At 64.7% G+C, this 20410-nt stretch carries 17 protein-coding genes and 2 pseudogenes; 4 read left to right on the forward strand and 15 right to left on the reverse strand.

Features of this window, described 5'->3' with window-relative positions; all coding sequences use genetic code 11:
• Nucleotides 1-2: 2 nt before the first annotated feature.
• From QZ613_RS12010 to QZ613_RS12070, 12 genes and pseudogenes are all read right to left on the reverse strand, one after another.
• On the reverse strand, nt 3-1274 hold the full coding sequence (locus QZ613_RS12010) for a class I SAM-dependent methyltransferase (protein ID WP_291863573.1): 1272 nt from the start codon (nt 1272-1274) through the stop codon (nt 3-5).
• Between the two features lie 2 nt (nt 1275-1276).
• The gene (locus QZ613_RS12015) at nt 1277-1756 is read right to left on the reverse strand and encodes a CreA family protein (protein WP_043565736.1); all 480 of its coding nucleotides are present in this window, start codon (nt 1754-1756) and stop codon (nt 1277-1279) included.
• Between the two features lie 24 nt (nt 1757-1780).
• Nucleotides 1781-4021, reverse strand: a complete 2241-nt coding sequence (parC, locus tag QZ613_RS12020; protein WP_291982703.1) for a DNA topoisomerase IV subunit A — start codon at nt 4019-4021, stop codon at nt 1781-1783.
• A 133-nt stretch (nt 4022-4154) separates the two neighbouring features.
• Nucleotides 4155-6105, reverse strand: a pseudogene (locus QZ613_RS12025) (DNA topoisomerase IV subunit B).
• Nucleotides 6106-7000: 895 nt separating this feature from the next.
• Nucleotides 7001-8002 (reverse strand): D-erythronate dehydrogenase, encoded by a 1002-nt coding sequence (denD, locus tag QZ613_RS12035; protein WP_291982655.1) that lies wholly within the window; start codon nt 8000-8002, stop codon nt 7001-7003.
• A 17-nt stretch (nt 8003-8019) separates the two neighbouring features.
• On the reverse strand, nt 8020-8808 hold the full coding sequence (gene otnI, locus QZ613_RS12040; protein ID WP_043565789.1) for a 2-oxo-tetronate isomerase: 789 nt from the start codon (nt 8806-8808) through the stop codon (nt 8020-8022).
• 15 nt (nt 8809-8823) lie between these two features.
• The gene (gene otnC, locus QZ613_RS12045; RefSeq protein ID WP_043565742.1) at nt 8824-9486 is read right to left on the reverse strand and encodes a 3-oxo-tetronate 4-phosphate decarboxylase; all 663 of its coding nucleotides are present in this window, start codon (nt 9484-9486) and stop codon (nt 8824-8826) included.
• The gene (otnK, locus tag QZ613_RS12050) at nt 9483-10769 is read right to left on the reverse strand and encodes a 3-oxo-tetronate kinase (RefSeq protein WP_291863577.1); all 1287 of its coding nucleotides are present in this window, start codon (nt 10767-10769) and stop codon (nt 9483-9485) included. Before otnK ends, otnC begins: the two co-directional genes overlap by 4 nt.
• Nucleotides 10766-11680 carry an L-threonate dehydrogenase gene (ltnD, locus tag QZ613_RS12055; RefSeq protein WP_043565746.1) on the reverse strand — a complete coding sequence of 305 codons (915 nt, stop codon included), beginning with the start codon at nt 11678-11680 and terminating at the stop codon, nt 10766-10768. The genes otnK and ltnD overlap by 4 nt, the downstream gene beginning before the upstream one ends.
• 85 nt (nt 11681-11765) lie before the next feature.
• Entirely contained in the window at nt 11766-13043 is a 1278-nt protein-coding gene (locus QZ613_RS12060) for a TRAP transporter large permease (protein WP_043565748.1), read from the reverse strand.
• Nucleotides 13044-13074: 31 nt separating this feature from the next.
• A complete protein-coding gene (locus tag QZ613_RS12065; RefSeq protein WP_043565750.1) occupies nt 13075-13569 on the reverse strand; it encodes a TRAP transporter small permease subunit in 495 nt (164 codons plus the stop codon).
• Between the two features lie 57 nt (nt 13570-13626).
• The gene (locus QZ613_RS12070; protein ID WP_291863580.1) at nt 13627-14604 is read right to left on the reverse strand and encodes a TRAP transporter substrate-binding protein; all 978 of its coding nucleotides are present in this window, start codon (nt 14602-14604) and stop codon (nt 13627-13629) included.
• A gap of 218 nt (nt 14605-14822) precedes the next feature.
• Between QZ613_RS12070 and QZ613_RS12075 the strand changes: the two genes are divergently transcribed.
• Nucleotides 14823-15650, forward strand: coding sequence for a FadR/GntR family transcriptional regulator (locus QZ613_RS12075; protein ID WP_291863582.1), 828 nt, complete (start codon nt 14823-14825; stop codon nt 15648-15650).
• A 546-nt stretch (nt 15651-16196) separates the two neighbouring features.
• The gene (locus QZ613_RS12080; RefSeq protein WP_291863583.1) at nt 16197-16724 is read left to right on the forward strand and encodes a hypothetical protein; all 528 of its coding nucleotides are present in this window, start codon (nt 16197-16199) and stop codon (nt 16722-16724) included.
• Between the two features lies 1 nt (nt 16725).
• Here QZ613_RS12080 and QZ613_RS12085 read toward each other — a convergent pair whose 3' ends face one another.
• The 3 genes from QZ613_RS12085 to QZ613_RS12095 form a co-directional block, all read right to left on the reverse strand.
• Nucleotides 16726-16920: a hypothetical protein gene (locus tag QZ613_RS12085; protein WP_291982657.1), complete on the reverse strand. Its 195-nt coding sequence runs from the start codon at nt 16918-16920 to the stop codon at nt 16726-16728.
• Nucleotides 16921-17059: 139 nt separating this feature from the next.
• The gene (locus tag QZ613_RS12090) at nt 17060-17617 is read right to left on the reverse strand and encodes a hypothetical protein (protein WP_291863585.1); all 558 of its coding nucleotides are present in this window, start codon (nt 17615-17617) and stop codon (nt 17060-17062) included.
• Nucleotides 17618-17651: 34 nt separating this feature from the next.
• Nucleotides 17652-18212 carry a cob(I)yrinic acid a,c-diamide adenosyltransferase gene (locus tag QZ613_RS12095; protein WP_291863587.1) on the reverse strand — a complete coding sequence of 187 codons (561 nt, stop codon included), beginning with the start codon at nt 18210-18212 and terminating at the stop codon, nt 17652-17654.
• Nucleotides 18213-18261: 49 nt separating this feature from the next.
• On the opposite strand from QZ613_RS12095, the pseudogene QZ613_RS12100 reads away from it, so the two are divergent.
• Nucleotides 18262-19064, forward strand: a pseudogene (locus QZ613_RS12100) (hydroxypyruvate isomerase family protein).
• A 74-nt stretch (nt 19065-19138) separates the two neighbouring features.
• Nucleotides 19139-20404: a glycerate kinase gene (locus tag QZ613_RS12105; protein WP_291982658.1), complete on the forward strand. Its 1266-nt coding sequence runs from the start codon at nt 19139-19141 to the stop codon at nt 20402-20404.
• Nucleotides 20405-20410: the final 6 nt, after the last annotated feature.

The raw sequence follows: 20410 nt of genomic DNA on the forward strand, positions 1-20410 counted from the left end.
CGCTAGGCTTCGATGCGCGATCTTACACCGCAGCTGCCCAGGAAAGTGCGGAAGGATTCGGGAAGCGGCGTCTGTTCGAGACTGCGCTGGGTAAACAGAAAGCGGCCGTCGCAAACGAAGCCAAGGTCGGCCCAATCGACGCTGTTCAAAGCCGCCGCCAGCGCCGCCACGTCGACGCCGGGATCGCGCGGAAAGATCGCCAGCACGGCGCCGTCGTAATTCTTGCAGCGATGGACGAAGAAAGGTTGCGGGCGGCGCGTCTTGTTATTCACATAGACCCGTGGCTGCTGCGACTGGTGGTAGCCACGCCCCCAATGCCACCAGTTGGACTCGTCGAACGGCCTGATTCGGCGTGCGATCAGGCGTTCCTTGTGCGCCAGCAGTGCCGTGGGCGGCGACGCACCCGGCTCGCACCACAGCATCCGCCGGGTGGCACCTGTGGCGACCGTCGCCGAGCAGACGAAGCTGCGATTGCCGTAGGCCTCGCTGGCATACACGTCGTCGGCACCGGACACCGCGCCGACCTTGACGAAGGCGATATCGGCCAGGTGCAGGGCGTAGTCGCCGCGCGTAAACAACAGGTGCCCGCCACTTTCGACGAAGTGGCGCTCCTCCCACGGCAATCGTCCGAGACCGGCCAGCCCGTCGGCGAAGCCCTGCGCGGCGTAACGCGTGCGGCGCGAGAAATTGTCGCGTTCGAAACGCCAGACCGCGCAGTTCGGTGTCGCGTCGGCAAAGATGCGCGAGTCGCCGAGATCGACGAAGTCGGTGATCGTTCCGGCGGCGTGGAGCAGGCGGTTGAGGGGTACCGCCGAGGTCGCCTTGAGAAAATCGCGCGGGGTGATGAACACCAGCTCGCCACCCGGCGCCAGATGGCGCAGACACTTTTCGATGAAGAACAGATAAAGATTGGCGCGCCCGTCGAGAACGCTGTGCCGGGTCAAGGCGCGCGTCGCGACGGCGATATCCTGATAGCGCACGTACGGTGGATTGCCGATGATCGTCGCAAAAGTCTCGTTCTCCGGCAGGGCAAAAAAGTCCATCACCCGTGCCCCGGGTGGCGCGTGCCGGGCATCGATCTCTATTCCCACGGCAAAGGGAAAATGCTGCAGGAAAGCACCGTTGCCACACGCCGGCTCGAGCACCCGCCCGTGCCTTCGGACCAGGGAAAGCATCGTCTCGACGATCGCCGGCGGGGTAAACACCTGCCCCAGGCCGGCGACATCGAAATCGCCCGGCGCTGGCCGCACTTCGGCGATTGCCAGCCCGGCCACCCTCAACGCCCGCCCCAGGGCATGACCGGAACCGTCGAGATGCTGTTCGCCGGCGCGCCGTCGATCAGCTTGCGGCTGATCGCCAGGTACACCAGGGTGTGGTTGGCCGCGTCCCACATGCGGATGACGCGCGTCTCCTTGAACATGATCGACGTATCTTCGGCGAAGACCACCTCCTGTTTCGGCAGCTTGGCCGGCAAGGTGATCGGGCCAGTCTGCCGACAGGCCAGCGAGAACTGCGAAGGATCCTGCGCCAGCCCGAAGCTGCCGCTGACGCCACCGGTCCTCGCCTGACTGACGTGGCAGGTCACTCCCGGCACCTGGCGATCGGAAAAGCTGTCGACGCAAATCTTGTGATTCGCGCCGATCAGCTTCCACTCGGTGGTCACGCAGCCGACCTCTTCGGCAAGCCCCCCTGCACTCGACAAGGCCAGCGCGCAAACTACGCTCGCCCTGGCCAAGACGGCAGTTCGCTCAATCATCGTCGTCTACTCCTTCGCTCATCGTCACTCCGGATACGCTTCCAGCGTCACGTTGCTCATCTGCCCGACCGGTGAGCCGCGGCGGGCGCGCTGCCCAAGGTGGCGATCCTCGGAAACGAGAGTCTTGGTGCGGCTGCGCGCCGTCCCCCGGATGGTCACCCGCACGCCCTGCGTGAGCACCACCGTGCGCAGGGTTTCACGGCCCTGCAGGGCGATGATCTGCACCCCCTTGCCGCCGGCCAGGCGCTTCATCTGTGCGAGCGGGAAAATCAACAGGCGACCGTCGTCCGCGAGTGCCGCCAGATGATCCTGGCTGCCGATCCGGAGCAGCGGCAGGATGCTCGCACCGTCTTCGACGGTGAGGAAAGCCTTGCCCGCCCTCTGCCGCGAAAGCAGATCGCCATACTTGCAGATGAAGCCGTAGCCCGAGGTCTTGGCGACCAGCAGTTGATCGTCAGCGCGGCCGGTGATGACGTGCGCGATCCTGCCGCTGCCGAGTTCGACGAACGACGACAGGGGCGCGCCCATGCCGCGGCCATCGGGCAGGCTGGCCACGGCGACGGTGAACGCCCGCCCCTCGGTCGAGACGATCACCAGCGAGTCGACCGAACGGCATTCCTGCGCCGAACCGGCGCGGTCGCCGTCCTTGAAAACGACTCCCGAGAGGTCCAGGCCATGCCCCTGGCGAACGCGGGCCCAACCCTTCTCGGAAATGACCACCGTCACCGGCTCGTCGGCGACGGCGGCCGCTTCCGCGCGCGAAGCGGTCACCGCAGTCTCGATGACCGTCCGCCGCGCGTCGCCATGTTTCTCGGCGTCGGCCTTGATTTCGCGGATCGCCTGCCGGCGCAGCAGTGCGTCGCTGCCGAGCAGCTTGAGCAGGCCCTCGCGTTCGCCGCGCAGCTTGGCGAGTTCCTGCTCGATACGGATTCCCTCGAGCCGTGCCAGTTGGCGCAGGCGGATTTCGAGGATGTCCTCGGCCTGTCGATCGGAGAGAATGAAGCGCGCGATCAGCGCCGCTTTCGGGTCGTCGGATTCGCGGATGATGCGGATCACTTCGTCGATGTTCAGGAAGACGATGTGCCGACCTTCAAGAATGTGGATGCGCTCGTCGGCCCTGTGCAGGCGGTACTCGGTGCGCCGGTACACTGTCCGCAAGCGGAAGCTACACCACTCGCCGACCAGGTCGGCCAGCGACTTCTGGCACGGCCGGCCGTCGATGCCGACCGCCACCAGGTTGATCGGCGCCGAGGTTTCGAGGCTGGTATGGGCGAGCAGCAGGGCGACGAATTCGTGGCGATCGATGCGCGAGCTGCTCGGTTCGAAGACCAGCCGGACATCGTCGTCCTTGCCCGACTCGTCGCGAGCGCGGTCGAGCTGCGAGGCCATCAGCGTCTTCAGCTGCGCCGCCGACTGCTCGATCGCCTTCTTTCCCGGTCGCGGCTGCGGGTTGAGCAGGGCGCCGATTTCGGACAGCACCTTGGCCGATGAAACACCCGGCGGCAACTCGGTGAACACCAGTTGCCAGGCGCCACGTGCCATCTCTTCGAACTCGTAGCGCGCCCGCACGCGCAGGCTGCCGCGACCAGTGCGATAGGCGGCGGCGATGTCGGCGGACGGAGAAATGATCTGGCCGCCGCCCGGATAATCGGGTCCCGGCACCAGTTCCAGAAGTTCTTCGACGCCGGCGGCGGGATGCTCGATCTTGTGCATCGCCGCCGCAGCGACCTCGCGCAGGTTATGCGCCGGAATTTCGGTGGCCATGCCGACGGCGATTCCCGAAGCGCCGTTGAGTAGCAGGAAAGGCAGGCGCGCCGGCAGGAACGCCGGTTCTTCGAAGGATCCGTCGTAGTTGGGCAGGAAGTCGACCGTGCCTTCGCCGAGTTCGCCGAGCAGCAGTTCGGCGATCGGTGTCAGGCGCGCTTCGGTGTAGCGCATCGCCGCGGCGTTGTCGCCATCACGCGAACCGAAGTTGCCCTGCCCGTCGACCAGCGGATAGCGCAGCATGAACGGCTGCGCGACGCGCACCATCGCGTCGTACGCCGAGGTATCGCCGTGCGGATGGTACTTGCCGATCACGTCGCCGACGACGCGCGCCGACTTGACCGGCTTGGCCGTCGCCGACAGCCCGAGTTCGCGCATCGCGAAGAGCACCCGGCGCTGCACCGGCTTCAAGCCGTCCTTGACGTCAGGCAGCGCGCGCCCCTTGACGACGGCGATCGCGTACTCGAGGTAGTCGCGCGCCGCCGAGTCGTGCAGCAGGATGCTGTCGTCGTCCCCGTCGCCGGCGACGAGCGGCAATCCACCGTCGCCCGGCGGCACGGGCGGCGCCTCCGCCGGCAGCGTTTCGGCAAACAGGTCTGGCGTCGAGTCGTCCTTGCTCACGTTGCGCTCATCCTCAAATGTCGGCGCCGATCAGCGCGCCGTTGTCTTCCATCCACGCCCGCCGACCCGCGGACTCGCTCTTGCCCATCAGCATCTGCATCACCGGCTTCGCCTCCTCGCTACCCGGCATGCGGATGCGCATCAGGCGCCGCGTATCGGGCGACATGGTCGTTTCCCAGAGCTGTTCGGGATTCATCTCGCCGAGTCCCTTGAAACGCGAAATGGCGATTGCTTCGGGCTTGATCCCCTCGAGGCGCAGACGGTCGAGCGTCGCCAGGCGCTCGTCGCCGTCGAGCGCGTACAGCTTGCGCGGCGGGCGATTCTTGCCCTGACCGGGAACGTCGAGGCGAAACAGCGGTGGTTGCGCAAAGTACAGATGGCCGCTGGCGATCAGTTTCGGGAAATGGCGATAGAAAAGGGTGCACAGCAGGACGCGGATGTGCGAGCCATCGACGTCGGCGTCGGTCATGATCACCACCTTGCCGTAGCGCAGGTTGTTCAGCACCGTGTCGGGCGCGCTCGCCGGATGCGGATCGATTCCCAGCGCGACGGCGATGTCGTGCACCTCGCGATTGGCGAACAGGCTGCCGGCGTCGACCTCCCAGGTATTCAATACCTTGCCGCGTAGCGGCAGGATCGCCTGCAGTTCCTTGTCGCGCCCCGATTTCGCCGAACCGCCGGCCGAGTCGCCTTCGACGAGGAAGATCTCGTTGCGGCGTGTATCCTCGCTCTGGCAATCGGAGAGTTTGCCGGGCAGGATCGCCACCCCCGACTGCTTGCGCTTCTCGACTTTCTGGCCGGCGCGCGTACGCGCCTGCGCGGCACGGATGGCGAGGTCGGTGATCTTCTTGGCCGCGTCCGGATGTTCGTTCAGCCACAGCTCCAGCGGGTCGCGCAGCATGCGCGCGACCAGTGCCACCGCGTCGCGCGAGTTCAGGCGCTCCTTTGTCTGGCCCTGGAACGACGGATCGAGCATGCGCACCGCGAGGACGAAGCTGGCGCGCGAAAAAAACGTCTTCGGCGGCCAGCTTGACGCCCTTGGGGAGCAGCGCGTGGTGATCGGCGAAACTCTTCACCGCGTCCAGCGTCGCCTGGCGCAGACCGGCCTCGTGCGTGCCGCCGGACGGCGTTGGAATCAGGTTGACGTAGGATTCTCGCGCCAGGCTGCCGTCGGCCGTCCAGCAGATGGCCCAGGCGGCACCCGAACCGACCGGAAAATTCTCGTCGCCCCTGGGCGCGTACTTCTCGCCGCTGAACACCGGAGCGACCATTTCGCCGTCGATCTGCTCGCTCAGGTACTGCAGCATGCCATCGGCAAAACACCATTCGCTGGTCGCGCCACCCTCGACATTGAGCACGACCTGCAGACCCGGCAGCAGCAACGCCTTGCTGCGCAACAGACGTTCGAGCTGTGGCAGAGGAATCAACGGCGAGTCGAAGAAGCTCGCATCCGGCCAGGCGCGCACGCGCGTGCCGCTGGCTCTCTTCGGCGCATCGCCGAGCCGTTGCAGCGGCTCGAGCACGTTACCGCCGGCAAAAGCCATGCGATGCCGCCCGCCGTCGCGGACCACCTCGACTTCGAGCCGCGTCGACAGCGCGTTGGTCACCGATACGCCAACGCCGTGCAAGCCCCCCGAGAAGCGATACGCCGACTCGCGCTCGTCCTTGTTGAACTTGCCACCGGCGTGCAGCCGGGTGAACACCACTTCCACCGTCGGCACCTGTTCGAGCGGGTGAATCTCGACTGGAATACCCCGTCCGTCGTCCTCGACGCTGACCGACTGGTCGGCGTGCAGGGTCACCGTGATGCGTTTGCAGAAGCCGCCCAGCGCCTCGTCGGCGGCGTTGTCGATCGCCTCCTGGATGATGTGCAGCGGGCAATCGATGCGCGTGTACATCCCGGGACGATGGCGCACCGGCTCCAGCCCCTTGAGAACGGCGATCGATTCTGCGGTGTAGCTCATGACTCTGATTTCTCCAGCAGGCCGCGCTGGCGAAGTGCGCGGGCGGTCGGGGACGCTTGTCCGGGGTTGCTAGCAGCCGGATTAGAAGCCGGCTCCGTGGCCGGCGCTGGCAGCAGCCCGCCACCTCACCCGGCCGGGGCGAACACTAGAACGCCAGAACGGAGCCTGGCGCCGTGGTGTTTCGAGCTGCGGAGTGTACTACCGAATGCGCGCGAAGCAATCGATATGGACGACGGCCGCTTGCGCGGGGGGAGCAGCGACCGGTCGTACTCCGACCAGTTCGTCACCCCGTAGCGCTCCTTCGACGTCGCCTCGCCAGTGTCCGGCCTTACCCTCGCGGCCCTCCGAGTTCTCCTCTCTCGCCGCTCAGGCCCGACTCTGGGAAGCATGCCATCATACTGCGCCGAAGCCGTCCAGATGACACGCCTTTCGCCGCCAAGAACGTGGGCTCCCACGCATCCGGAACTTTGCCGCTGCTTTCGACGACATGCAGGCGGCCCCGGCGCTCTGACCACGGCTTTTCGCTTGAGTTATCCCGACCAGCATGAAAGCGGGGCCGATGCGGCCGGGCTGGCTCTCAATGGGCGGGTGGCCAAGGGCTGCTTTCGGAGCACCCCCCCTGACAGGAGGTGACATTTTCGCTTCTATCGTCACCGGTGTGGCGTTTACCCGCTCGCTCGACCATGGAAAACCATGGACATTCGGACGAATGCTCAACAGCGCGAACGGGGTTTGGTTCGATGTAACGCGGACAGGGGGAGGTCACTGTCCCTCTGGATCAGACACGAACGGAAGCGACTTTCCCAGAGCGTACCGGAACGTCCTTGAGTTCGATTGACGTTATTGCAGGTAACGCTGCCCCAGTACTTTCATTTTCACTTCCGCCGGGTGCCCGCTACGACTGTTGACCGGACGACTTCGCTGCCAGCGGCAGGTCGTCCTCGACATAGGCGCGGACGATGCTTTCGAAGTCGGCGTCACCGGCAAGACCGAGCGCGTCCGCCCGACCGGTGTCCCAGGCGGCTGGCCAGCCACCGACGATGCGCTGGACCACCGGATCAGCTTGCCAGCGTATGCGCTCGACGGCGCTGGCGCCCGCCACGCGGCCCAGGGCATCGACCATCTCCTGCACGCTGACCGAGATGCCAGGCAGATTGACGCAGCGACGCTGCCCCAGCGCCTCGTCGGACAACTCGTGTCCGGCAATCAGAGAAGCAATCGCCTGGCGGGGTGAAAGCAGCCACAGACGACTCTCGGGTGACACGGGACAGACCGTCTCGACGTCATTCAGCGGCTCGCGGATGATGCCGCTGGCAAAGCTCGATGCCGCCTTGTTGGGCTTGCCCGGCCGCACACTGATTGTCGGGAGACGTAACACGCGGCCGTCGATGAAGCCCCGTCGGTGGTAATCGCAAAGCAGCAGCTCGCCGATGGCTTTCTGAACCCCGTAGGAGGACTGGGGTTCGCGCGCGGTCTCGTCGTCGACCATCGCCGGCAAGCGACCGCCATAGACGGCAACCGAGCTCGTAAACACCACCCGCGGACGATGCCCAAGCTGCCGGCAGACGTCGAGCAGCTGGCGCGAGGCGTCGAGGTTGATGCGCATGCCCAGGTCGAAATCGGCTTCCGCCTGACCGCTGACGACCGCCGCGAGGTGAAAGATCGAGGCGGTATTGCCGTCGACCACCTGCCGCATCAGATCCGGGTCGGCAATGTCGCCGGTCACCTCGCGGAGCCGCGAATCGCTGAAACCACCCGCGGCCACGACATCGAGCAGAACGATCTCGCTGATCCGGCGTCGCTCGCCGGCCGCATCGGTCAGGCTGCCTTGCTCCAGCAGTCGGCGTGCCAGGCGCTGGCCAAGAAAACCGGCACCGCCGGTAATCACGATTTTCATGTGCTTTCCTCGTACAGTTAGTGAAGCAAGGCCTGCAACCATTGCAGGCCATCTTCGGTCCGGCCCCGCGGCCGGTACTCGCAACCGACCCAGCCGTCGTAGCCCAGCTCGTCGAGCAGTCTGAACAGGTAGGGGAAATTGACTTCGCCGTCGTCGGGTTCGTTGCGGGCGGGGACGCTGGCGATCTGCACGTGGCCGATGCCATCGAAGTGCTTTCTGAAGGTGGTGGCCAGATCTCCTTCGACGATCTGCGCGTGATAGAAGTCCATCTGAACCTTGAGGTTGGCCTCGCCGACCGCCTCGCGGATGGCGTGCCCATCCGCCTGGCTGTTGAGGAAGTAACCGGGCATGTCGCGACCGTTGATCGGCTCGATCAGCAGCGTCCGCTCATGCTTCGCCAGTTCTCTCGCCGCATAAGCGAGGTTTTCGAGATAGGTTTCGCGGCAGAGGGCCCGATAAGCCTGGTCGGCGTCGACCGGCAGCAGACCGGCCATCGCGTGCACGCGGGGGGTACCCATGGCCAGCGCGTATTCCAGCGCACGGGCGACGCTGGCGCGAAAATCCGCTTCACGCCCGGGCAAGGCGGCCAGCCCGCGCTCGCCGCCGGCCCAGTCTCCCGGCGGCAGATTGAAAAGAGCACTTTCGAGACTGTTTTCCCGCAACCACCCCGCCACCTCGGCGGGACTGTGGTCGTAAGGGAAGAGGAACTCGACGGCACGAAAGCCTGCCTTGGCCGCGGCGGCGAAGCGCTGCGGGAAGGGGACTTCGTTGAACATCATGGTCAGGTTGGCAGCAAATTTGGGCATCATTTTTCCTTCGCTTCAAAAGTCGAGCCGGAAGGCCGACTTGAGCTCGGCGATCTGGACTTCATTCAATGGACGGGTGGGTACAGCACGCAACAAGAGGAAGATCTTGGCGGTTTCTTCCAGTTCTTCGGTGGCATAGACCGCGGCCTCGAGGGTGCTGCCCGAGACCACCGGTCCGTGGTTGGCAAGCAGGACCGCCGAGTGCTTGCCGGCCAGCCCGCGAATGGCCTCGGCCAGTGCCGGGTCTCCCGGACGGTGGTAGGGGACGAGCGGCAGGCGCCCGATCTTCATCACGTAGTAGGCGGTCAGCGGCGGCAGGCAGTCATGATCGTCGAGGCCGTGCATGCACGAGACGGCCGCCGAGTGGCTGGCGTGCAGATGAACGATGGCGCCGGCGCCTTGCCGCTCGCTGTACATGGCACGGTGCAGGAAGGCCTCCTTGGACGGCTGATCGCCGCTGACCAGGCGCCCTTCCCAGTCCAGCTTGGCCACCCGTGCCGGGTCCAGGCGCCCGAGGCAGGCATTGGTTGGCGTCAACAGCCAGCCATCGTCGAGACGGACGCTGATGTTGCCGCTACTGCCAGCGCTCAGTCCGCGCTCGAAGAGGGAACGTCCAAAGGAGACGATCTCCTCGCGCCGACGGTTTTCCTCGCCGTGTGCAATGATCGCGGCACTCATGCCAGATGGTCCCAGGCCTTGAGGAAGAAGTCCTCACTGCCGAAGTTGCCCGACTTGAGCGCCAGCGCCAGCGTACGCGCGGCCGGATCGTTCTGGATGGCAGCCGTCCACGGCACGCCGGGGTCGATCTCCGGGCCGATGCGCAAACCGTCGATGCCCAGGGCCTTGACCACTGCACCCGATGTCTCGCCGCCGGCAACGATCAGCTGCCCAACGCCGAGTTCCACCAGTCCAAGCGCTATCGACGCCAACGCCTCCTCGACCAGGCTGCCGGCTCGCTCCACGCCAATCCGGGCCTGGATTTCCCTGACCAGCTCGGGTGCGGCGGTTGCGTAGATCAGCACGGGCTCCTGCGTGACGCGCGACTTGGCCCAGTCAAGAGCGGCCGCCACGACATCGTCGCCTTCGGCGAGACGCAAGGGGTCGACGTTGAAGGCCGGATGCCGTGCGCGCATTGCCTCGACCTGTGCCTGGGTGGCGATAGAGCAGCTGCCAGACACCACCGCCCGCAGGCCACCGGTCGGCGGCAGGCTGGCGGCCGATCTTGCTTGCGCGTCGTCGCCCAGCAGGCCCTGGCGGCGGAAGTTCTGCGGCAGCCCCAGGGCGATCCCGGACCCTCCGGTCACCAGCGGCAGGTCCGCACAGGCGGCGCCGATGGCCATCAGATCATCGTCCGAGATGGCATCGACGATGGCAAAGCCTTTCCCGTTCTTGCGCAGTTCGGCGAAGCGGCGCGCAATCGCCTGCGCACCCTGCATCACCGCCGATTCGGCGACGAGACCAACGCCGCGCTGTACCTGCTGTTGCAGCACGCGCACCAGGCTGGGATCGGTCATCGGGGTCAGCGGATGGTTGCGCATTCCCGACTCGCTCAGGAGGGTGTCACCGACGAACAGGTAGCCCTGATAGACACTGCGGCCATTGGCCGGGAAGGCTGGGCAGGCAATGGTGAAGTCGGTACCGAGGGCGTCCATCAGCGCCTCGGCGACCGGGCCGATATTGCCTTGCGGCGTCGAATCGAAGGTCGAGCAATACTTGAAATAGAACTGTCGGCAGCCGGTGGCCTGCAGCCAGCGCAGTGCCGCCAGAGACTCTTCGATCGCCTCGGTCACTGGCGAGGTGCGCGACTTCAGCGCAATCACCACCGCATCGACATCGTCGGGTATGGGCCCCTGCGGTATGCCGATCATCTGCACAGTACGCATGCCGGCCTTGACCAGCATTCCCGCCAGATCCGTACCGCCGGTAAAGTCGTCTGCAATACAACCAAGAAGCGCGCTCATGATCCGCCCTTTGCCGAGGCGGCGGGAAGGACGATGCCGGGGAAGATCTTGACCACTGCTGAATCATCCTCGCCGCCATGACCGGCCGCCGAGGCTTGCAGGAACATCTGGTGCGCAGTTGCCGATAACGGCAGGGGAAAGAAGCTCTTCTTCGCATAATCGAGCACGATGCCCAGGTCCTTGACGAAGATGTTCACCGCCGACAGGGGCGTGTAATCCCCCTCCAGGATATGCGGCACCCGGTTACCGAACATCCACGAGTTGCCGGCACTATTGCTGATCACTTCATACAGTGCCCGCGCGTCGCAGCCTGCCTTGAGACCGAGGGCCATCGCCTCGGCGGCGGCAGCGATGTGCACGCCGGCCAGCAGCTGGTTGATCATCTTGACCTTGGACCCCTGGCCCGGTCGTTCACCGAGACGATAAAGCCTGGCGCAGATCGCCTCGAACAAGGCTTCGCAGCGGGCAAACGCCGCCGGCGAACCGGATGCCATCACCGACATCTCGCCGGCAGCGGCCTTGGCGGCGCCGCCGGAGACCGGGGCGTCGATGAATTGCAGCTGCAGCGCTTCGAGGCGCTGACCGAGGGCTTCGGCAAACTCGGGCGACACCGTTGCGCTGGCAATCACGACCGACCCCGGCAGCAGCTGCGCTGCTGCGCCCTGCTCGCCGAATAGCACTTCCTCGGTTTGCTGGGCGTTCACCACCAGGATCAGGAGCGCATCGACGGTGGCTCCGAGGGCGGCTGGTGAGGGCGCGCCGATGGCCCCCTGTTCGACAACTTTCGCCACCACCTCGGGGCGCAGGTCGAACACATGCACAGTGAAGCCGGCACGCAACAGAGACTGGGCGACACCCATGCCCATGGCACCCAGGCCAATGACACCTACGCGACGTATGTTAGTACTCATTTTCTATACTCCTGACATTTTTAGAGGCGGAGGTGGCGGCTGGGCCGCCACCCGAGACAACGGGTTCCTGAGGACTGCGCAAGGCTCAGCGATAGACCAGATCGCGCAGGAACAGGCTCAGCGGCGGGAAGTAGGTGATCACCATCAGACAGCCGATGATCACCAGGACGAACGGAATCAGCGAAGTGATGATCTTGTCCAGCGACGTCTTGGCGACGGCGCAGGCGGCGAAGAGATTGACGCCGAACGGCGGTGTAATCATGCCGAGCGCCAGGTTCACCACCATGATGGTGCCGAAGTGGACCGGATCGACGCCGAACAGGACGGCTACCGGTACGAGAATCGGTGCCAGCACGATGATCGACGCAGAAGTCTCGATGAACATGCCGATTACGAACAGCGACGCATTGACGCCGAGCAGGAACATCCACGGGCTGGTCAGGTGCTCTTTGAGGAATTCGCCGATCGCCTCCGGCACCCCGGCACGGGTGATCAGGTAGCTGAACAGGCCAGCGTTGGCGATGATGAACATGATCACCGCCGACGAGATCACCGACTTCTTGAAGATTGGAAAGAGATGCTCGAAGCGGATTTCGCGGTAGACCAGCATGCCGACCGCGAGGGCATAGAAGACCGCTACCACGGCCGCCTCGGTCGGCGTAAAGATCCCGCCGTAGATGCCGCCGAGGATGATCACCGGCATCATCAGCGCCAGAGCCGCCTGCCGGAAAGCCGTTCCGAACGGCAGGCGCCCGATATGGTCGTCTTTGCCAAATCCCTTGATCTTGGACCAGATCCAGACGAAGAGAATCAGCCCGGCAACGATCAGCAGACCGGGGCCAAAACCGGCGACGAACAGCTCGCCAATGGAGACCTCGGCCGACACGCCATACAGAATCATCGGGATCGACGGCGGGATGATGACGCCAAGCTCGGCACTGGTGGCCTGCAGTGAGGTGGCGAAGCCTGTCGGGTAACCATGCTTGATCATCGCCGGGATGAGGATCGCGCCGATGGCGAAAGTGGTCGCGACGCTTGAGCCCGAGACAGCGGCGAAGATCAAGCAGGTCAGCACGCAGGTCATCGCCAGACCGCCCTGCAGTCCGCCAACGATGGCTTTGGCGAACTCGACCAGACGCCGGGAGATGCCACCGACTTCCATCAGGTTTCCCGCCAGGATGAAGAAGGGAATGGCGGCCAGCGCGAACTTGTCGATGGCACCGAAGATCTCTTTCGGTACCACCAGCAGCGGAACGCTGCCGAACAACTGGATACCGGCGATGCTTGCGAAACCGATGGATACGGCAATAGGGATGCTGAAAGCGAAGCAGAGCATCATGACGATGAACATGGCAGCGGACATGGGGTCTCCTTTGTCTTGGGTGTGGCCGGTTCTACAGAGCGGTGTCGAGCTCCATGTGGCGCGGGTCGAAGTGGTTGGCGAGGACGGCGACGATGCTGAAGAAGGCGCCGACCGGTAGCGCCAGATAGCCCCAGGCGATGGAGATCATTTCCAGTCCTGCCAGCTCCTGGTGACGCACCCTCCAGGTGATCTCCGCACCGAACCACACGATGACCGCGAGGAATGCGATGATGACGGTGGTGATCAAGATGTGCAGAATGCGCCGCCAGCTACCTTGGCTGAGACGGAACATGAGATCCACCGAGACCAGAGCGCCCTGGCGAAAAGCGGCGACCGTGCCGAGCATCACCATCCAGATCAGGGTCATGCGCACACCGACTTCACTCCAGGTGGAGGGCTCGGAGAACACGAAACGGGTGATCACCTGGTAGAAGCCAAGAGTCGCGGCCAGGGCCATCAGCAAACAGGCGAGCACCATCATCGCCGAGCTGACGCGACGCTCGGCTGCGAGGAATAACTTGATCATGGGCGTTTCGGGGTCGGTCCACCGACGCGGCGTCGACCCCGTCCTTTCAGAGGTGGGTTATTGGACGTCCTGAATCTTCTTGATGGCGTCGGCGCCAAACTCCTTGGCGTAGACCGTATAAGCGGGCTTCACGGCTTCCTGGAAAGGCTTGATGTCGACCTTCTCGACCACCTTCACACCGGCCCCTTTGATCACCGCGATGCCTTTGTCCTCGTCCTCGTTAACCCGCTTGCGATTGGCAACAGCCGCCAGCTTGCCGGCTTCGAGGAAGGCCTTTCTGTCGGCTTCGGACAGTTTGTTCCAGGCGTCGCTGGACATCAGCAGAAGCGCGGGAGAATAGACGTGCCCGGTCAGGGAGACGTTGTCTTGAACGGTGTACAGCTTGTTCGAGAGAATCACCGGCACCGGGTTTTCCTGACCATCGACTGTGCCTTGCTGCAGCGCGGTGAAGAGCTCGTTCATCGCCATCGGCGTCGGCAGCGCGCCCATGGTCTTGAAGGCTTCCATATGGACCTTGTTTTCCATGGTCCGAATCTTCAGACCCTTGACATCCGCTGGAACGTTGATCGGGTGCCGACTGTTGGTCATATGGCGGAAACCGTTCTCCAGCCATACGACGCCCACGAAACCCTTGGCCGGGAATTTCTTGAGCACCTCCTGCCCGATCTGACCATCGAGCACCTTGCGTGCGTGCGCATAGTCACGGAACAGGAACGGAATATCGAAGATGCGCGTCGCGGGGATGAAATTGCCCACCGGACCGGTGGAAGTGATCACCATGTCCTGGGTTCCCAGCTGCACCGCTTCGATCATCTCGCGCTCGCCGCCCAAGGCCGATGAGGGAAACTGCTGGACTTTGTAACGACCATTGGTCCGCTTCGCCAGCTCTTCTCCGAAAACGTTTGCCGCGACGCCGTAGTGGGAATCATTGGTGGCCGTGTAGCCGAGCTTAAGAACGGTTTCCGCCTGCACTGCACCGGCGGTGCTGAAGCAAAGTGCCAAGAGCAACGAGCTAAGTAAGGGGCTGTGTTTCATTCGTATCTCCTCCAGGGGTTGAGTGACGACCCAACTTTGGGCAACAGTTCAATGAGCTGCCCTTTCTAGATGTCTAGAAGTTGTCGAGTTGTGGTCTAGGAGAAATGTACAAATACCTAAACAAATAGTCAACTACTTTTTCATAGCCACGTTAGTTGTCTTGTTGTATAGTTTGGCTACATCAACAACACGCTGCCTTGAAGCAGGAAGATCAAGCCTTGAATACCGCCCGCCTGTTCCCTTTTCCCCCATCCAACCAGGAAACCCCTGGATTTGTCGCCGGCAACCTGGCCTCCCGGGTGGCCGAACAACTTCTCGACAAGATGCGCGGCGACAGTCTCGTACCCGGCACCCGGTTGCCGTCGGAAATCGCCATGGCCAAGCATTTCGGCGTCAGCCGCACGGTCATGCGTGAGGCGATCGCACGGCTCAAGGCGGACGGCCTTTTGGAGACACGGAGGGGTAGCGGTGCTTTTGTGCTGGCCACCGATCGACAGCAAACCCTCGTCGACGGCGACCGAATGACCGAGGAATCAGTCGGAGCGCTCTTGAACCTGATCGAGGTACGCCGTGGCGTTGAGTCGGAAGTGGCGGCATTGGCCGCAGTTCGTCGCACGCCTGGGCAACTGGCGGAAATCGAGCATGCCTTGCGCCGCATAGACGAGGCCGTCGCCGCCGGCAGCGATGGCGTTGAGGAAGACGCCCGCCTGCACCAGTGCATCGCCGCAGTGACCGGAAACCCCTATTGGGTTCGGATCATCGAAATGTTCGCGCAGCACGTTCGCTCGGCAGTCAGGGTGACGCGAGCCAATGAAGCCCGTCGTGAGGATTTCGCGCGGCAGGTGAGGGCCGAGCATGAGCAGATCGTCAGTGCCATCGCCGCCCGGGACCCGGATCTCGCACGCGCCGCCGCGACGCAGCACATGGAAGGCGCCGCTCAGCGGGTACGTGCCGCGGACCGGGACTTCTGGCGTGGTGAGGGGGGAGAGCTGGCCCGCCAGATCAGCCCCGCGGAAAGCGACGCCGAGGAGTCGTGCGCAAGATAAGCGGCCTCAGCCAGGGTCTGTCGAGCGCGTGACCACGGGTGAATCCACCACCGTGGCCGGCAACTCGAAACCGCCTGCGTCGTGCTCGGCGAGTTCGATGACTTGTTTGGCGCAACTGCCCGTCAGCCCTAGTGTAGTGTTGCACGCAGAGTGGAACATAGACATCCCAGCCACCGCGGGGGTTGCGCGCGGCTGTCGGGCTTGCTGAGAGCCTCGTCGGGAAGGCGGCAACACGCCAGCCCGCTGCTCGTCAGTGCCGTGGGTGGCGACGAGGGCCGCCCCGGCATGGACCCTGCAAATTTCAGCCACCACCGGGTTTTCGCCCTGCTTTCAGCAGTCGCCAAGAGTCGCATCAAGAATGAAGCCCTACACTAGCCCAGGCAGATTCCGCCGGCTTCGCCGATCCAAAGGCTACTCTACGTCTGCTCGAAAACGGCGCCCGGAAGGCTGACCGTGGCTATGCATAGCTGACGCTCCCGCCAAACGCGACCGCGTCCCGGCCTGGGTGGGTGGACGCCTTACCTTCCACACCGAGCAAAGCGGCTCTTGCGCGCGACACCTGAAGTGGAGCGTGAGCGAGTCGAGAAGAAGCTCGCCAAGCACTGCGAACTGGTGATTGACGAGACGAGCTTCTCCTTCGCACCCAAGGCGGTCAGTATCGCTGCGAAAGCGGTGCTGGATGGCCTGTACATCATTCGCGAGGCCTGGCGCGAACTGGTGTTCGCCGATACCGATCAGGAGGCCAAGGCAACCCGCGACCCGGTGGCGCCGGCCACGCGCTGCGAAACCGCCCTGGCCAAGGTCTCCCAGCACACCCTTGACAACGGTACGCCGGCGCACAGCTCCTCGACCTTGATGGCCGACCTGGCGACCCTGGTGCGCAATACCTGCCGCTCTCCTTTGGTCGCGGCAGACGCCCCGACCTTCGACATCCTGATCTGGATCGATGCTATAGAGAGCCAGGTAAGCGCTACGTCCACGCGATATCACCAACTCACGCAAGCCAACCTCTACCGGACGTCCAAGCAGCGGATGGTTGGTCGTTCAAGGTCGGCCAACGCTTGTTCCGAATAGCTCAGTCTCGCCAAGATGTGGTTTTCAGCCGCGCATGGCTACGGTCGGCAATGCGTGCCTTCAGGTAGGTGTGGACCTCGCTGGCATCGTAGCCCTTGCCAGTCCTCAGCATCTGTTGCCGTGCCGCTTGCGCTTCGCTCACGAAGCTGCTGCGCGGCTCTGCCAAGGTGGCCGCCTGCTCTATCGCGTGCGCCATGAACGCACGGGGCGATACCCCCTGCTTCTCGGCAGCGGCAACAGCCCGTCGCCTGAGTTGGTCAGAAGGCTTCAATGATGCGCTGGACTTGGTCGGGCTCCTTCTGTGCGCCGGTAACACTGGACCAGGAAGTAACGCCTTACGCCGACTCCGCCAGCCAGGCATCACGCGGCAGATCGCCGGCTCCCGGAGCGATCAGGAAGCGCGTAATGGTCGCCGGATTCATCAGCCCGACGCCGCCATGGGCCAGTCGGTAGTTCATCACCGGACGATCGAGGAAGCTGGTCAGGTTCATCAGACGCTCGGCGAGCGCTGCCTTGCGAACCCCTTCGGCAAGGGTATGCAGGACGTGGCCGCCGCGGAAAAAGAAATCGATGCGTACCTTGAAATGCTCACCTTCGAACACGCCGATGACCGGCGCCGCGAGCTGCTCGGGGGTCATCACTGTCAGCTCCAGGTTGAGCGGGCTGGCCACGTAAGGGCTCAGGTCTTTCGCTGCCTCGAACTCGACGCAGACGATCGACGCCCGCGCAAAGACCTCGGTCTGTGTTGCCGAGCCAATGATCAGAGGCTTGCCGGTAAACATCTGGCTGCTCCGTCTGAGGCTCTCAATGGTGTGCTCGGTGGCGGCCTCGCCGGTCTGCAGGAAGCGCCGCGCACGGTTGGCAGTAGTAATGACCGTAATGCCGATCGCCATCTCGAACCCCCTCGAAGTAAGTGATTGCCTGGTTTCAGTCGCCGCCGCGATCCTTGCCTTGCACCCACAGCACGTCGCTCGTGCCAGCCGCCTTGTTCAGCGAACGGCCGAGGACGAACATCAGGTCCGAGAGGCGATTCAGATACTTGCGCGCAAAGTCGGAAACCTGCTCGGTCGCCGCCAGATGGACGATTTGACGCTCGGCGCGTCGACAGACGGTGCGCGCCAGATGCGCAAAGGCAGCGGCCCGTGTGCCGCCGGGCAGGATGAAGTCCTTGAGCGGCGAGAGATCGTCGTTGAACTGCTCGACCAGCGCCTCGAGTCGAGTGATCTGCGCCTCGCCGATCATGCTCGTTCCCGGAATGCACAGCTCGCCGCCGAGATCAAAGAGGTCGTGCTGGATGCGGGTCAAGGCCTGCCGGATGGCGTCCGGCATGTCTTCGGTCAGCAACAGGCCGAGCACCGAGTTGAGCTCGTCGACCTGTCCCATGGTCTCGACTCGCAGGCAGTCCTTGGCCACCCGGCTTCCGTCGCCAAGGCCGGTGGTGCCGGCGTCGCCGGTACGGGTAACGATTTTCGAGAGGCGATTGCCCATGCTGGCTTTCCTGATCAAAATAAGGGCGATTATAGCCGAAGGAGATTTCGTGACCGCCCGATCGCTGCAGTTCAGCGCCAACCTCAGCTTCCTGTTCACCGACAGCCCTTTCGACGAGCGCTTTGCGCGCGCGGCGCGCGCCGGTTTTCGCGGCGTCGAGTACATGTTCCCCTACGCTTTCGACGCGCAGGAGCTGTCGCGACTGCTGCGCGAGTACCGGCTGCAGCAGGTCCTGCACAACCTGCCCGCGGGCGACTGGGACGCTGGCGAACGCGGCATCGCCTGCCTGCCCGGACGCGAGGACGAGTTCCGTGCCGGCGTCGAGCAGGGAATCGCCTACGCGCGCGAGCTCGGCTGCCCGCACAGGTCAACTGCCCGGCCGGCGTACCGCCGGACGATGCGCCGCAGGCGGCAATCCGGGCAACTTTCATGAGCAACCTGCGGCACGCCGCTCGGCGCCTTGCCGGCAACGGCATCCGCCTGCTGGTCGAGCCGATCAGCAGCCGCGTCGACATCCCCGCGTTCTGGCTCGATACACCGACCAAAGCGCTGGCTCTGATCGCCGAGCCGGGCGAAGAAAACCTCTGGCTTCAATACGCCATCTACCACGCGCCGGTCATGGAAGGCGACCTGGCGCGGACCATTGAAGCCAACATCGGGCGCATTGCCCATTTCCAGCTGGCCGACAATCCCGGCCGACACGAGCCGGGAAGCGGCGAAATAAACTACCCTTTCCTGTGCGCGCTGCTGCGCCGCCTCGGCTATCGCGGCTGGCTTGGCCGCGAGTACAAGCCATTGCTGGCGGACACTGACCGCGGCCTGGCGTGGGCAAGGGAATGGCTGGCCGCCTAGCGGGACGCCGGCTTGCGTCGCCTCACAGTCCGAACGAGCACGGGATCAATGCTTCATAGCGCAAGGAGACGTCGGTGAACCCCTGCCCCGAGTTCGACTTTCTCGAATCGCCGTTCGCCGCGGCGACCGCGGCCGCCGTGCCGGCGCGCTGCGTGCCGGCGCAGCTGCCCGACGATCGCCACGGGCGCCTGCTCGTCGTCGGCGCGGGCAAGGCGTCGGCAGCGATGGCCAGGTCGGTCGAGGAGCACTGGCCCGGCCCGCTCAGCGGCCTGGTGGTGACCCGCTACGGATTCGCCGTGCCGTGCCAGCGCATCAAGATCGTCGAAGCCGCGCACCCGGTCCCCGACGCCGCCGGCCAGACGGCGGCCACCGCCATCCTGCAGCGCCTGCGCGGCTTGCGTGCCGAAGACCGCGTCCTGGCGCTGATCTCCGGCGGCGGCTCGGCGCTGCTGGCGGCACCGGCGACGGGAATCAGCCTGGCCGACAAACAGGCGATCACCAACGCGCTGCTGCGCAGCGGTGCCAGCATCCACGAGATGAATTGCCTGCGCAAACACCTGTCGGCGATCAAGGGCGGCCGGCTGGCCACGGCCGCCTGGCCGGCGTCGCTGTTGACGCTGGCCATTTCGGACGTCGCCGGCGACGACCCGGAAGTCATCGCCTCGGGCCCCACGGTCGGCGACCCGAGCAGCTGCGCCGATGCCTTGGCAGTGCTCGACCGCTACGCCATCCGCACTTCCGCGGAGCTGCGCCAGCGCCTGCAAAATGGTGAACTCGAAACACCGAAACCGGGCGACCCGCGCCTGGCGCGAAGCGAGTTTCGCATCATCGCCAGCCCTGCCCTGGCCCTGCAGGCAGCGGCAGCAAAGGCCGTAGCGGCTGGCGTGACACCGCTGATCCTCGGCGACGCGATTGAAGGCGAGGCGCGCGAAGTGGCCCGCGCGCTGGCCGGCATCGCCACGAGCTGCGCACGCCACGGCACGCCGGCCAGGCCCCCCTGCGTACTGCTTTCGGGCGGCGAAACGACGGTGAGCGTCCGCGGCCAGGGACGCGGCGGACGCAACAGCGAACTGATGCTGGCGATGGCCATCGCCCTGCAGGGGCAGCCGCAGATCCACGCGCTGGCCGGTGACACCGACGGCATCGACGGCTCGGAGGACAACGCCGGCGCGATGATTGGCCCGCATACCTTGGAGCGTGCGGCGGCGCTGGGTCTCGATGCCCGCGCCGCGCTCGACGACAACGACGCCTGGGGCTTCTTCTCGGCGCTCGGCGACCTGCTGATCAGTGGACCGACGCTGACCAACGTCAACGACCTGCACGCCATTCTCGTGCGCTGAGCGAAG

The sequence above is a fragment of the Candidatus Accumulibacter sp. ACC005 genome (genome assembly GCF_907163215.1).
GTDB classification, from domain to species: Bacteria; Pseudomonadota; Gammaproteobacteria; order Burkholderiales; family Rhodocyclaceae; genus Accumulibacter; species Accumulibacter regalis.

Bases quoted from the DNA above. Each gene is read 5' to 3' on its own strand.
- QZ613_RS12070 (WP_291863580.1), bottom strand. From the start codon at position 14,604: ATGAAACACAGCCCCTTACTTAGCTCGTTGCTCTTGGCACTTTGCTTC.
- QZ613_RS12015 (WP_043565736.1), bottom strand. From the start codon at position 1,756: ATGATTGAGCGAACTGCCGTCTTGGCCAGGGCGAGCGTAGTTTGCGCG.
- QZ613_RS12065 (WP_043565750.1), bottom strand. From the start codon at position 13,569: ATGATCAAGTTATTCCTCGCAGCCGAGCGTCGCGTCAGCTCGGCGATG.
- QZ613_RS12060 (WP_043565748.1), bottom strand. From the start codon at position 13,043: ATGTCCGCTGCCATGTTCATCGTCATGATGCTCTGCTTCGCTTTCAGC.
- QZ613_RS12095 (WP_291863587.1), bottom strand. From the start codon at position 18,212: ATGGGCAATCGCCTCTCGAAAATCGTTACCCGTACCGGCGACGCCGGC.
- QZ613_RS12090 (WP_291863585.1), bottom strand. From the start codon at position 17,617: ATGGCGATCGGCATTACGGTCATTACTACTGCCAACCGTGCGCGGCGC.
- ltnD (WP_043565746.1), bottom strand. From the start codon at position 11,680: ATGAGTACTAACATACGTCGCGTAGGTGTCATTGGCCTGGGTGCCATG.
- otnK (WP_291863577.1), bottom strand. From the start codon at position 10,769: ATGAGCGCGCTTCTTGGTTGTATTGCAGACGACTTTACCGGCGGTACG.
- QZ613_RS12085 (WP_291982657.1), bottom strand. From the start codon at position 16,920: ATGGCGCACGCGATAGAGCAGGCGGCCACCTTGGCAGAGCCGCGCAGC.
- otnI (WP_043565789.1), bottom strand. From the start codon at position 8,808: ATGCCCAAATTTGCTGCCAACCTGACCATGATGTTCAACGAAGTCCCC.
- denD (WP_291982655.1), bottom strand. From the start codon at position 8,002: ATGAAAATCGTGATTACCGGCGGTGCCGGTTTTCTTGGCCAGCGCCTG.
- otnC (WP_043565742.1), bottom strand. From the start codon at position 9,486: ATGAGTGCCGCGATCATTGCACACGGCGAGGAAAACCGTCGGCGCGAG.